General features: G+C 73.4%; 13 protein-coding genes. 9 read left to right on the top strand and 4 right to left on the bottom strand.

What is annotated here, in order from left to right:
• Positions 1-17: 17 nt before the first annotated feature.
• The 3 genes from CG736_RS18480 to CG736_RS18470 all read right to left on the bottom strand — a co-directional run bounded on the left by CG736_RS18480 (position 18) and on the right by CG736_RS18470 (position 2,266).
• Positions 18-686 (bottom strand): PH domain-containing protein, encoded by a 669-nt coding sequence (locus CG736_RS18480; RefSeq protein ID WP_043914307.1) that lies wholly within the window; start codon positions 684-686, stop codon positions 18-20.
• Between the two features lie 90 nt (positions 687-776).
• On the bottom strand, positions 777-1,520 hold the full coding sequence (locus CG736_RS18475) for an ABC transporter permease (protein WP_100587281.1): 744 nt from the start codon (positions 1,518-1,520) through the stop codon (positions 777-779).
• Complete coding sequence (locus CG736_RS18470; protein WP_100587280.1) at positions 1,517-2,266, bottom strand: ABC transporter ATP-binding protein; 750 nt, start codon at positions 2,264-2,266, stop codon at positions 1,517-1,519. The genes CG736_RS18475 and CG736_RS18470 overlap by 4 nt, the downstream gene beginning before the upstream one ends.
• Before the next feature lie 140 nt (positions 2,267-2,406).
• Between CG736_RS18470 and CG736_RS18465 the strand changes: the two genes are divergently transcribed.
• From CG736_RS18465 to metG, 4 genes are all read left to right on the top strand, one after another.
• Positions 2,407-2,913: a SigE family RNA polymerase sigma factor gene (locus tag CG736_RS18465; RefSeq protein ID WP_100587279.1), complete on the top strand. Its 507-nt coding sequence runs from the start codon at positions 2,407-2,409 to the stop codon at positions 2,911-2,913.
• Positions 2,900-3,256 (top strand): hypothetical protein, encoded by a 357-nt coding sequence (locus CG736_RS18460; RefSeq protein WP_100587278.1) that lies wholly within the window; start codon positions 2,900-2,902, stop codon positions 3,254-3,256. Before CG736_RS18465 ends, CG736_RS18460 begins: the two co-directional genes overlap by 14 nt.
• Positions 3,257-3,279: 23 nt before the next feature.
• Positions 3,280-4,479, top strand: coding sequence for a mannosyltransferase family protein (locus CG736_RS18455; protein WP_232734053.1), 1,200 nt, complete (start codon positions 3,280-3,282; stop codon positions 4,477-4,479).
• 185 nt (positions 4,480-4,664) lie between these two features.
• Complete coding sequence (metG, locus tag CG736_RS18450) at positions 4,665-6,374, top strand: methionine--tRNA ligase (protein ID WP_100587277.1); 1,710 nt, start codon at positions 4,665-4,667, stop codon at positions 6,372-6,374.
• A gap of 4 nt (positions 6,375-6,378) precedes the next feature.
• Here the strand turns inward: metG and CG736_RS18445 are convergent, their stop codons facing one another.
• A complete protein-coding gene (locus tag CG736_RS18445) occupies positions 6,379-6,966 on the bottom strand; it encodes a TetR/AcrR family transcriptional regulator (RefSeq protein ID WP_232734052.1) in 588 nt (195 codons plus the stop codon).
• A gap of 232 nt (positions 6,967-7,198) precedes the next feature.
• Between CG736_RS18445 and deoC the strand changes: the two genes are divergently transcribed.
• From deoC to pth, 5 genes are all read left to right on the top strand, one after another.
• Positions 7,199-8,185 (top strand): deoxyribose-phosphate aldolase, encoded by a 987-nt coding sequence (gene deoC / locus CG736_RS18440; protein WP_100587275.1) that lies wholly within the window; start codon positions 7,199-7,201, stop codon positions 8,183-8,185.
• A gap of 2 nt (positions 8,186-8,187) precedes the next feature.
• Complete coding sequence (locus CG736_RS18435) at positions 8,188-9,693, top strand: aldehyde dehydrogenase family protein (protein WP_232734051.1); 1,506 nt, start codon at positions 8,188-8,190, stop codon at positions 9,691-9,693.
• Positions 9,686-10,588: an aldehyde dehydrogenase family protein gene (locus CG736_RS18430; protein ID WP_100587274.1), complete on the top strand. Its 903-nt coding sequence runs from the start codon at positions 9,686-9,688 to the stop codon at positions 10,586-10,588. The genes CG736_RS18435 and CG736_RS18430 overlap by 8 nt, the downstream gene beginning before the upstream one ends.
• 193 nt (positions 10,589-10,781) lie before the next feature.
• Positions 10,782-11,417, top strand: a complete 636-nt coding sequence (locus CG736_RS18425) for an ATP-binding protein (RefSeq protein WP_100587273.1) — start codon at positions 10,782-10,784, stop codon at positions 11,415-11,417.
• Positions 11,418-11,431: 14 nt separating this feature from the next.
• Entirely contained in the window at positions 11,432-12,013 is a 582-nt protein-coding gene (gene pth / locus CG736_RS18420) for an aminoacyl-tRNA hydrolase (RefSeq protein ID WP_100587272.1), read from the top strand.
• The last annotated feature ends 7 nt before the right edge of the window (positions 12,014-12,020 follow it).

Here is a 12,020-nt window from a genome sequence, read left to right as displayed (position 1 = left end):
CCCTCTGCGTGCCGTCGTCAGGTCGCGGCGACGACCGAGACCAGGGCGACCAGGCCCGCCAGGGTGGGGGCGATCACCCACCAGCACCAGGTGGCCCGGACCTCGCCGGAGGCGCCGGGGTTGCGGGCGTAGCGCTCGGCCTGCTCCTGGAGGGAGGCGACCACCGCGTCGGACCAGGCGCGGGTCGGGTCGAGCTGGTCGGGCCGCGTGGACGTCTGCTTGGTGCGGGCCTTGGGCAGCGCCGGGTCGCCCTGGGCGGCGGCCCTGGCCGCGCGGCGGGTGGCCTTCTTGCGCTGGCGGATCGAGACCGGAACCGCCCAGACCTGGAACTTGCGTCCGCCGGCGAAGAGTTCGACCGAGTAGCCGGCCCTCAGCCCCTCCACGCTGGCCCACGGCACGACCACGGTGCGCAGCGGGTTGCGGACCAGCAGCCGCTGGTCGTTGGACTTCACCACGGGCCGCAGCGTGTAGGCGGCCACCGGGAAGACGAAGACGGGCGCGGCGGCGAGCGCGACCCACGGGGTGGCGCCGGTGCCGGAGACGACGGCGTCGATGATCAGCCAGCCGGCGACTCCGAGCAGCATGACGCCCGCGATGACGCCGGGGACGGAGCGGTGGACGCGGTCGGCGTACTTGGGCCCGTCGGCGGCGGACCCCTGGTCGGGTGTCCGGTCGGATTCGGTCATGGCGTCGATTCTGCCCCAGGTCGGGGCCGTCCCCAATGGCGACGGGGGCACGGGACGGTCACGAATGATCCGTCCCGTGACCTGGGGCGTTCAGGCGGTGCGGCGGCGCAGCGTGGCCGCGCCGAGGGCGAGGGCGAGCAGCGCGCTGCCGGCCACCACCGCGAGGTCGGCCACCACCTGTCCGTCGACGCCGCTCCGCGCGGTGATCCGGCCCATCGCGTCGACGGCGTAGGACAGCGGCAGCACGTCGGAGATCACCCGCAGGGCGGGGGCCATGTCGGCGCGGGGCACGAACAGTCCGCACAGCAGCAGCTGCGGCAGCAGCACGGCGGGCAGGAACTGGACGGCCTGGAACTCGGTGGCGGCGAACGCGGAGACCAGCAGGCCGAGGGCCATGCCGAGCAGTCCGTCGGCGAGCGCGACGGCGAACACCAGCCAGGTGGGTCCGGCCACCTGGAGGCCGAGCAGGCCGATGGTGAGGGCGGAGGCCAGCGCGGCCTGCACCAGGGCGACCAGGCCGAACGCGAGGGCGTAGCCGAGCAGCAGGTCGAGCCGGCCCAGCGGCATGGTGAGCAGCCGCTCCAGGGTGCCGGTGGTGCGTTCGCGCAGCATCGCCACCGAGGTGACCAGGAACATCACCATCAGCGGGAAGACGCCGAGCAGCTCGGGGCCGATCCGGTCGAAGGTGCCGGGCTGCCGGTCGTACATGTACTTGAGCAGCACCAGCAGCAGGCAGGGCACGGCCAGCAGCATGGCGACGGTGCGCGGGTCGTGGCGCAGCTGGGCGAGGACGCGGCGGGCGGTGGCCAGGGTGCGGCGGGCGGCGGCGCTCATCGGACGGTCTCCTGCGGGTGCTGCACGAGGGTGAGGAAGGCGCTCTCGACGTCGCTCGCGCCGGTGGCGGCGAGCAGCGCGGCGGGGGTGTCGTGGGCGAGCAGCCGGCCGTCGCGCATCAGCAGCAGGCGGTCGCAGCGGGTGGCCTCGTCCATCACGTGGCTGGAGACCAGCAGGGTGGCGCCGGCCCGGGCGAGGTCGGCGAACAGCTGCCAGAGGTCGCGGCGCAGCACCGGGTCGAGGCCGACCGTGGGTTCGTCGAGGATCAGCAGTTCGGGCCGGCCGAGCAGGGCGGCGGCGAGCGAGACCCGGGCGCGCTGGCCGCCGGAGAGCCGGGCGACGGGGGTGCGGCGGTGGGCGTCCAGGCCGACCTGTTCGATCACCCGGTCGGGGTCGGTGCGCGGGGCGCCGAGGACGGCGGCGAAGTAGTCGAGGTTCTCGCCGACCGTCAGGTCGCCGTAGACGGAGGGCGCCTGGGTGACGTAGCCGACCCGGTCGCGCAGGGCGGCGCTGCCGGCCGGGCTGCCGAGCACGGTGACGGTGCCGGCGGCGGTGCGCTGCACGCCGACGACGGCGCGCAGCAGGGTGGTCTTGCCGCAGCCGCTGGGGCCGAGCAGGCCGGTGACGGTGCCGCGGGGGACGTCCAGGTCGAGGCCGGGCAGCACGGTGGCGCCGCCGCGCCGCACGACGAGTCCGGTGATCCGGATCGCGGGGTCGTCGGCCGACCCCGCCGAGGAATTCATCATGTGATGAATTCTGTGCCCGGGCAGCGAAGCCCGTCAAGGCCGCCAACACCCCCCGCCGTGAGCTGCGTCACCCACGTCAACCCGACGACCGCTCCCGTTCGTAGCGACAGGTAAGCAACCGACCTGCAAGGAGCCGACCGATGACCGAGGAGGAGTTCACCGACTTCTACAGCCACTCGGTCCGCCGGCTCACCGGCCAGCTGTACCTCGTCACCGGCGACCTCCACGAGGCGCAGGACGTGGTCCAGGAGGCCTTCGTCCGCGCCTGGGGCCACCGCCGCTCCCTCGACCGCGACCACGCGCCCGAAGCCTGGGTGCGCACCGTCGCGGGCCGCCTGGCGATCAGCCGCTGGCGGCGGGCCCGCACCGCCGCCCGGGCCTGGCGGCGGCACGGCGAACCCGCCGACGTGGCCGGGCCCGACCCGGGCACCGTCGACCTGGCCGCCGCGCTGCGCCGCCTGTCCGAACGCCAGCGCCTGTGCGCCGCCCTGTTCTACGTCTGCGACCTGCCGCTGGACCGGATCGCCGACGAGACCGGCCTGGCCCCCGGCACCGTCAAGGCCCACCTGTCCCGGGCCCGGGCCGCCCTCGCCCAGCACCTCGACACCCCCTCCGAGGCCGAGGAGAACATCGATGCACTCCCCTGACCCGAGACTGGCGGCCGCACTGCGGACAGCCGCCGACGCCGCCTCCGCCCGCACCTTCGCCCCGCCCGCCCGGCAGATCGCCGCCCGCGGCCGCCGGCGCCGCCGGGTCCGGGTCGGCGCGACCCTGACCGTCACCGCCTGCCTGGCGATCACCGTCGGCGTCACGCTCGCCCCCGACCGCCCGCCCCGTCCCGTCGGACCGGCCGACGCCCCGGCGACCGTCCGGCCGCCCACCCCGTCCGCCACCCTCGCCCCGAGCCCGACCCGCACCCCGCCCCACGACGCCGTCAGCTCGCCACCGCCGTCGCGGCCGAGCGCCAGCACCACCCACCCGCAGCCCTGATCCCCGACCGACCAGGACCCCCGATGCCGACCACCGCCCTGACCGACCGCCCGACGCCCACCGCCCCGCCGCCCCCGCGCCCCGCACCCGCGCTCCCGGAGCCACTGGCCCGGCTGTGGCACGCGGCCGGCCCGGCCCTGGCGGTGTACGCGGGCGCGCTGGTCCTGCACCTGACGCTGCTGGCCGCGATGATCACCCGGCCCGGCGCCACGCTGACCGACCGGCTGACCGCCTGGGACGGGCGGCACTTCCTGGAGATAGCCTCCGCCGGCTACCCCGACGCCTACAGCTACACGCCCGAGGGCGAGCTGACCGGCAACGACCTGGCCTTCTTCCCGCTGTTCCCGATCCTGGTCCGCCTGGTGCACGCGGCGACCGGCCTGAGCTGGTCCGTCTCCGGCATCGTCACCGCCCAACTCGCGCTGCTGGCCGCCCTGGTGACGATCCACCAACTGGTGGGCCGGCTGTACACCCGGCGGACCGCCACCGTGGTCCTGGTGCTGCTGGCCGCCGCGCAGCCGATGTCCCTGGTGTTCTTCATGGCCTACAGCGAGTCGCTGCTGCTGGCCACCGCCGCCGCCGCGCTGCTCGCCGCGCACCGCCGCGCCTGGCCCGCCGCCGGCCTGTTCGCCTTCCTCGCCGGGCTGACCCGCCCGGCCGGCCTCGCCGTGGTCGCCGCGCTCGCCGTCGCCGCCCTGCTCGAACTGCGCCGCGAGCGCCGGCTGCTCCCCGGCCCGCTCGCCGCCACCGCGCTGGCCTGCACCAGCACCCCGCTGTACCTGTGGTGGGTCGCCGACCGGCTGGGCGACGCCGACGCCTGGTTCGCCGTCCAGCGGGCCGGCTGGGACACCCACTGGGACTGGGGCGCCTCGCTGTGGGAGTTCCTGACCCGCACCCTGCAGACCGGCGAGGGCTGGGTCCCGGTCTCGATCGCCGTCCTGATCCTCGCCCACCTGCTCGGCACCGCCCTGGCCGTCCGCCGCACCACCTGGCCGCCGCTGCTGGTCTACGGCGCGACGGTGGTGGTACTGACCCTGGCGCAGAGCAACTACTACCACTGCAAGCCGCGCCTGCTGGCCCCCGCGCTGCTCTTCCTGCTCCCCGCCGCCGGCGCCCTCGCCCGGGCCCGCCGCGGCACCCGGACCGCCGTCCTCGCCGGCGCCGCCCTGTTCGGCTGCTGGTACGGCGCGTACCTGCTCACCGCCTGGCGCTACGCGATCTGACCCGTCGTCGGACCGCCCCCGGCACGGGGCTTGACAGCCCCGCAATAAGCGGTGCGGCGACAGCGGGCCGGTTCGGTACGATTGCGGCGGCCGGGCGGCCGCTGAGAACGCGTCGCGGACCGGCCCTCGACACCCGCTCGCGGGCACCGCCGCGTGCCCGCCGGAGAGCATCGGAGTTCCCCAGGATGACTCGGCAGTTGATCACCAGCGCGCTTCCCTACATCAACGGGATCAAGCACCTGGGCAACATGGTCGGGTCGATGCTCCCGGCGGACGTGTACTCCCGCTACCTGCGCCAGCGCGGCCACGAGGTGCTGTACATCTGCGCCACCGACGAGCACGGCACCCCGGCCGAGCTGGCCGCCCAGGAGGCCGGGCTGCCGGTCGCCGAGTTCTGCGCCCGGGCGCACGACCAGCAGAAGGCCGTCTACGACGGCTTCCAGCTGTCCTTCGACTGGTTCGGCCGCTCGTCCTCGCCGCAGAACCGGGAGATCACCCAGGAGATCGCCCGCGAGCTGCACGCCAACGGCTTCATCGAGGAGCGGGCGATCCGCCAGGTCTACTCGATCGCCGACGGCCGCTTCCTGCCCGACCGCTACATCGTCGGCACCTGCCCGCACTGCGGCTACGACAAGGCCCGCGGCGACCAGTGCGAGAGCTGCACCCGCGTGCTCGACCCGACCGACCTGCTGGAGCCGCGCTCGGCGATCAGCGGCAGCTCCGAGTTGGAGGTCCGGGAGACCAAGCACCTGTTCCTGCTCCAGTCCAAGCTCACCGACGAGGTCGAGGCCTGGATCGACGCGAACGGCGACAGCTGGCCGGTGCTCGCCTCCTCGATCGCCCGCAAGTGGCTCACCGAGGGCCTGCAGGACCGCGCCATCACCCGCGACCTGGAGTGGGGCGTCCCCGTCCCCGCCGACGTGTGGCCCGAGCTGGCCGCCGAGGGCAAGGTCTTCTACGTCTGGTTCGACGCCCCGATCGAGTACATCGGCGCCACCAAGGAGTGGGCCGACGCGACCGGCGGCGACTGGCGCTCCTGGTGGTACGAGGCCGACGACACCGTCCGCTACACCGAGTTCATGGCCAAGGACAACGTCCCGTTCCACACGGTGATGTTCCCCGCCACCATCCTCGGCTCGCGCAAGCCCTGGAAGAAGGTCGACTACGTCAAGGCCTTCAACTGGCTGACGTACTACGGCGGCAAGTTCTCCACCAGCCAGAAGCTCGGCATCTTCACCGACGTCGCGCTCGAACTGCTCCCCGCCGACTACTGGCGCTACTACCTGATGGCGAGCGCCCCCGAGTCCGACGACTCCAGCTTCACCTGGGACCTGTTCGCGGCCACCGTCAACAAGGACCTCGCCGACACCCTCGGCAACTTCGTCAACCGCGTGCTGTCCTTCAGCCGCAAGCGCTTCGGCGACGAGGTCCCGGCCGGCGCCGGGAACAGCGAGACCGAGATCGCGCTCGGCGCGCAAATCGCCGACCTGCTCGCCGAGTACGAGGCCCAGCTGGACGCGCTCAACTTCCGCAAGGCCGCGCAGGCGCTGCGCGCACTCTGGTCGGCCGGCAACTCCTACCTCGACGTCACCGCGCCGTGGACGCAGATCAAGACCGACCCGGAGGCCGCGGCCCGCACCCTGCGCACCGCGATCAACCTGATCCACCTCTACTCGGTGGTCTCCGAGCCGTTCATCCCGACCGCGGCCCGCACCGTCCGCGAGTCCTTCGCGCTCGACGGCGACACCCGCACCTGGATCTCCGCCGACGAGGCCCGGGCGCTCTCCCTGGTCCCGGCCGGCACCGGCTTCACCGTGCCGCCGGTGCTGTTCGCCAAGATCACCGACGAGGACCTCGCCGCCTGGACCGAGCGCTTCGGCGGCGGCCAGGCCTGACCCGTCAGCCCGTCAGGTACCCCTGGACGGTGCGCCCCAGCAACGGGGCCAGCACCTCCGGGGGTGCCGAGGCGAGCGGCTCCACCGCGATCACGTACCGGGCCACCGCCAGACCGACGATCTGCGACATCACCAGTTCCACCCGCAACTCCGGCTGCTCGACGTCCAGTCGGGCCGCCACCCGGTCGACCAGCTCGGTCACCATGAACGACCGCATCAGCGCCGCCACCTCCTCGCTGGCGGCCGCCGTCCGCACCAGCGCGAGCAACCGCTCGCGCACCGGCGGCTGCTCCCACAACTCCAGCACGAACGCCGCCACCCGCTCGCCGGCTGACGCCGGGTCGCCCTCGAAGACCTTCTCGACCACGGCGCGCGGCTCGAACGGAAACTCCAACGCGGCCATGAACAGCCGGTCCTTGCTCCCGAAGTAGTGGTGCAGCAACGCCGCATCCACCCCCGCCGCCCGGGCGATCGCCCGCATGCTCGCCTTCTGGTACCCCCGCGCCGCGAATTCGGCCCGCGCCGCCACCAGCACCGCCCCCCGGGTGTCCTCACCCCCGGGCCGCCGGCCCCTCGCCTTCGCTGCAGTCACGCTCACATGGTGCACCACCAGGGGCTCGGGGAACGGCGAGGCCATGTCTGCGGGGGAGCAACAGGGCGCGAAAGGGTCCATAGGTTTCTGGTCCCCGCCGTGAGGCCCACCGCAGCCACGACCAACCGCTGTCCTCGACCACCTGCAACACGGCCTCGCCGTTCCCCGAGCCCCTGAATGCACGCCCCGCCTACCATTCGCCTACGCGCGTAGATATGCTGCCCTGGTGACTATGTCCACTCTTGCAGCCAACGCCCCCGGCGCCACGGGCGGCGGCCTCGCGGACGTCGCGGCGTCCGAGGCCACCTTGCGCCGCTTCCTGCACGGCCTGCCCGGGGTCGACCAGGTGGGCCTGGAGGCGCGCGCAGCGACTCTCGGCACCCGGTCGATCAAGACCACCGCCAAGGCCTTCGCCATCGACCTCGCCATCTCGATGATCGACCTGACCACGCTGGAGGGCGCGGACACGGTCGGCAAGGTCCGCTCGCTGTGCGCGAAGGGCCTGAACCCGGACCCGACCGACCGCACCGCTCCGCAGGTCGCGGCGATCTGCGTGTATCCGGACATGGTCGAAACCGCGAAGACCGCGCTGCGCGGCAGCGACATCCAGGTGGCGTCGGTGGCCACCGCGTTCCCGTCCGGCCGGGCCGGGATGCCGGTGAAGCTGGCGGACACCGCGGAGGCGGTCGCCGCGGGCGCCGACGAGATCGACATGGTGATCGACCGGGGCGCGTTCCTCTCCGGCCGCTACCTGGAGGTCTTCGAGGAGATCCGCGCCGTCAAGGAGGCGTGCAGGCGTCCCGACGGCAGCTCCGCCCACCTGAAGGTGATCTTCGAGACCGGTGAGCTGCAGACGTACGACAACGTCCGCCGCGCGTCCTGGCTGGCGATGATCGCGGGCGCGGACTTCATCAAGACGTCCACCGGCAAGGTCGCGGTGAACGCCACTCCCCCGGTGACGCTGCTGATGCTGGAGGCGGTGCGGGACTTCCGCGCGGCCACCGGCACGCAGGTCGGCGTGAAGCCGGCCGGTGGCATCCGCACCACCAAGGACGCGATGAAGTACCTGGTGATGGTGAACGAGACGCTGGGCGACGACTGGCTGAGCCCGCACTGGTTCCGGTTCGGCGCGTCCAGCCTGCTGAACGACCTGCTGATGCAGCGCCAGAAGCTGCGCACCGGCCGGTACTCCGGTCCCGACTACGTGACGGTGGACTGACCATGGCGAAGACCGACAAGAAGACCGCAGAGAAGACCGAGCAGCCCGTGAAGCCGTCCGGCCTGTTCGAGTACGCCCCGGCCCCGGAGTCCCCGGCCGCCGCGGGCGAGATCGCGACGTCCTACGGCCACTTCATCGGCGGCCGGTTCGTCGACTCCTCCGGCTCGGAGGCGCTGAAGACCGTCAACCCGGCGACCGAGCAGGTGCTGGCGGAGTTCGCGCAGGGCACCGAGGAGGACGTGGACCGTGCGGTGGCGGCCGCCCGGAAGGCGTTCGCCGGCTGGTCGTCGCTGCCGGGCAGCGAGCGCGCCAAGTACCTGTTCCGGATCGCCCGAATCGTCCAGGAGCGCAGCCGCGAGCTGGCCGTCCTGGAGTCGATCGACAACGGCAAGCCGATCCGGGAGACCCGCGACGTCGACCTGCCGCTGGTCGCCGCGCACTTCTTCTACTACGCGGGCTGGGCCGACAAGCTCGACTTCGCCGGCTTCGGGCCGAACCCGCGCCCGCTGGGCGTCGCCGCGCAGGTGATCCCGTGGAACTTCCCGCTGCTGATGCTGGCGTGGAAGGTCGCCCCGGCGCTGGCCACCGGCAACACGGTGGTGCTGAAGCCCGCCGAGACCACCCCGCTGACGGCTCTGCGGTTCGCCGAGATCTGCCGCCAGGCGGGCCTGCCGGACGGTGTGGTGAACATCGTCACCGGTGACGGCCGCACCGGCGCCGCGCTGACCGCGCACCCGGACGTGAACAAGGTCGCCTTCACCGGCTCCACCCCGGTCGGCCGGGCGATCGCCAAGCAGATCGCCGGCACCCGCAAGAAGCTCTCGCTGGAGCTCGGCGGCAAGGCCGCGAACATCGTGTTCGACGACGCGCCGCTGGACCAGGCCGTCGAGGGCATCGTCAACGGCATCTTCTTCAACCAGGGCCACGTGTGCTGCGCGGGCAGCCGCCTGCTGGTGCAGGAGTCGGTCCAGGACGAGCTGCTGGACGCGCTGAAGCGCCGGATGGGCACCCTGCGGGTCGGCGACCCGCTGGACAAGAACACCGACATCGGCGCGATCAACTCGGCCGCGCAGCTGGCCCGGATCACCGAGCTGGCCGCCGCGGGCGAGCAGGAGGGCGCCGAGCGCTGGGCGCCGGAGTGCGAACTGCCCGGCGCGGGCTACTGGTTCCGCCCCACCCTGTTCACCGGCGTCTCGCAGGCGCACCGGATCGCCCGCGAGGAGATCTTCGGGCCGGTGCTGTCGGTGCTGACCTTCCGCACCCCGGCCGAGGCCGTGGAGAAGGCCAACAACACCCCGTTCGGCCTGTCCGCGGGCATCTGGACGGAGAAGGGCTCGCGCATCCTGTGGATGGCGAACCGGCTCCGCGCGGGCGTGGTGTGGGCGAACACCTTCAACAAGTTCGACCCGACCTCGCCGTTCGGCGGGTACAAGGAGTCCGGTTACGGCCGCGAGGGCGGCCGCCACGGTCTGGAGCCCTACCTGAATGTCGAGGCCCTCGATGTCTGAGACTGCCATGCGGATCGAGGTCTTCAAGACCTACAAGCTGTACGTCGGCGGGAAGTTCCCGCGCTCGGAGAGCGGGCGGGTGTACGAGGTGACCGACACGAAGGACCAGTGGCTGGCCAACGCCCCGCTGGGCACCCGCAAGGACACCCGGGACGCCGTGCTGGCGGCCCGCGCGGCCGTGAAGGGCTGGTCGGGCACCACCGCGTACAACCGCGGCCAGGTGCTGTACCGGGTCGCGGAGATGCTGCAGGGCCGCCGCGAGCAGTTCGCCGCCGAGGTGGCGGCCGCCGAGGGGCTGGGCGCCAAGAAGGCGGCGGCGCTGGTGGACGCGGCGATCGACCGCTGGGTCTGGTACGCGGGCTGGACCGACAAGGTCGCGCAGATCGCGGGCGGCGCCAACCCGGTGGCCGGTCCGTTCTTCAACCTGTCCACCCCGGAGCCGACCGGCGTGGTCGGCGTGGTCGCGCCGCGCACCGGTCACGGCTTCTCGCTGCTCGGCCTGGTGTCGGTGGTCGCTCCGGCGATCGCCACCGGCAACACCGTGGTGGTGGCGGCGGCCGAGCAGGCCCCGCTGCCGGCGCTGTCGCTGGGCGAGGTGCTCGCCACCTCCGACGTGCCGGGCGGCGTGGTCAACCTGATCTCCGGCCGCACCGCGGACATCGCCCCCACGCTGGCCTCCCACCAGGACGTCAACGCCCTCGACCTGGCCGGGGCGATCGACCTGGAAGGACCCGGCGCGGCGGCCGCCCTGGAGGCGTCGGCGGCGGATACATTGAAGCGAGTGGTCCGACCGGCCGCCGACCCGTCCGCCGTGGACTGGACGGCCTCCCCCGGCACCGGGCGACTGCTCTCCTTCCTGGAGACCAAGACGGTCTGGCACCCGATGGGCATCTAGCCCGGCCCGACCGGCCAACTCCACACAGACCGGCCGCCCTCAGCGCCCCTACCCCCCCCCGGGGGCCGGGCGGCCGCGACGGGCCCGCACTTCTCCCCCCCCTGGTGCGGGCCCGTCCTCATGCCCTCCCGCCCGAATCGGGGCCGACCGGCGGGTTACAACCAGCCCGTCGGATGCGTCAGACTGGTATCTCGTGAGTGACTCCCCGCTGAACCGCCGACCGATATCCCGCGTCATCCTGCTGTCGGGCCCCTCGGGGTCGGGGAAGTCCTCGCTGGCCGAGCGCAGCGGCCTGCCGGTGCTGCAACTCGACGACTTCTACAAGGACGGCGACGACCCGACGCTGCCGCAACTGCCGGACGGCGGCGGGCCGGACTGGGACTCGCCGGACTCCTGGCACGGCGAACAGGCGCTGGCGGCGATCCGGACGCTCGCCTTCGACGGGCAGGCCGAGGTGCCGGTGTACTCGATCCCCGCGAACGGCCGCTCCGGCAGCCGCACGCTGGAGCTGGACGGCGCGGCGGCGTTCGTCGCGGAGGGCATCTTCGCGGCCGAGCTGGTCCGCCGCTGCCAGGCCGAGGGCCTGCTCGGCGACGCCCTGTGCCTGCGCAACAAGCCGTCCACCACGGCCTGGCGGCGCTTCCGCCGGGACGTCCGCGAGGGCCGCAAGTCGATCCCCTACCTGCTGCGCCGCGGCCTGCGCCTGATGCACGCCGAGCGCGGCATCGTCGCCCGCCAGGTCGAACTGGGCTCGTACGCCTGCTCGGGCGTCGAGGCCGGCCGCCGGATCGCCGCGGTGGCCCGCCAGCTGCCCGCCGAACTGGTCTGAGACACAAGGGGGACGTGGCAGTGGACGAGCGCTGGCTGGTGGCCGGGCTGGGCAATCCGACCCGCCGGTACGCGGGGACGCGGCACAACGCGGGCTTCCTGGTGGCGGACCGGCTGGCCGAGCGCCACGGTGCCCGCTGGCGCGGGGTGACCACCCGCACCGCCTCGTTCGCCCTCGACGGCCGCACCGTGCTGCTGGCCGAGCCGCAGTGGTCGATCAACCTGTCGGGACGCCCGGTCGCGGCGCTGCTGCGCCGTCACCGGGTGCCGGTGGAGCGGCTGCTGGTGATCCAGGACGACCTGGACTTCCCGTTCGGCGCGGCCCGGTTGAAGCGCGGCGGAGGCCCGGGCGGCCACAACGGCGCCCGTTCGGTGCACACGGCGCTGGGCACCGCCGACTACGCGCGGCTGCGGGTGGGCGTGGGCCGGCCGCCGAAGGGCGTCAAGGTGAGCGACTTCGTGGTGGACCGCTTCTCCGAGCAGGAGCAGCAACGGATGCCGGAGCTGCTGGACCGCTGCGCGGACGCCGTCGAGGCGTTCGTCCTGCGCGGCCTGAACCGCGCCCAGGACGTGCTGCACACCGCCGACGCGCACTGACGTCGGG

Origin of the sequence: Kitasatospora sp. CB02891 (assembly GCF_002803145.1) — a bacterium.
Classification (GTDB): Bacteria; Actinomycetota; Actinomycetes; order Streptomycetales; family Streptomycetaceae; genus Kitasatospora; species Kitasatospora griseola.
Note: the sequence above shows the minus strand (reverse complement) of the source record. Positions and strands in the feature narration are given on the sequence as shown.

Coding starts and splice junctions, on each gene's coding strand:
- CG736_RS18480 (WP_043914307.1), bottom strand. CDS start 686: ATGACCGAATCCGACCGGACACCCGACCAGGGGTCCGCCGCCGACGGG.
- CG736_RS18475 (WP_100587281.1), bottom strand. CDS start 1,520: ATGAGCGCCGCCGCCCGCCGCACCCTGGCCACCGCCCGCCGCGTCCTC.
- CG736_RS18470 (WP_100587280.1), bottom strand. CDS start 2,266: ATGATGAATTCCTCGGCGGGGTCGGCCGACGACCCCGCGATCCGGATC.
- CG736_RS18465 (WP_100587279.1), top strand. CDS start 2,407: ATGACCGAGGAGGAGTTCACCGACTTCTACAGCCACTCGGTCCGCCGG.
- CG736_RS18460 (WP_100587278.1), top strand. CDS start 2,900: ATGCACTCCCCTGACCCGAGACTGGCGGCCGCACTGCGGACAGCCGCC.
- CG736_RS18455 (WP_232734053.1), top strand. CDS start 3,280: ATGCCGACCACCGCCCTGACCGACCGCCCGACGCCCACCGCCCCGCCG.
- metG (WP_100587277.1), top strand. CDS start 4,665: ATGACTCGGCAGTTGATCACCAGCGCGCTTCCCTACATCAACGGGATC.
- deoC (WP_100587275.1), top strand. CDS start 7,199: ATGTCCACTCTTGCAGCCAACGCCCCCGGCGCCACGGGCGGCGGCCTC.
- CG736_RS18435 (WP_232734051.1), top strand. CDS start 8,188: ATGGCGAAGACCGACAAGAAGACCGCAGAGAAGACCGAGCAGCCCGTG.
- CG736_RS18430 (WP_100587274.1), top strand. CDS start 9,686: ATGTCTGAGACTGCCATGCGGATCGAGGTCTTCAAGACCTACAAGCTG.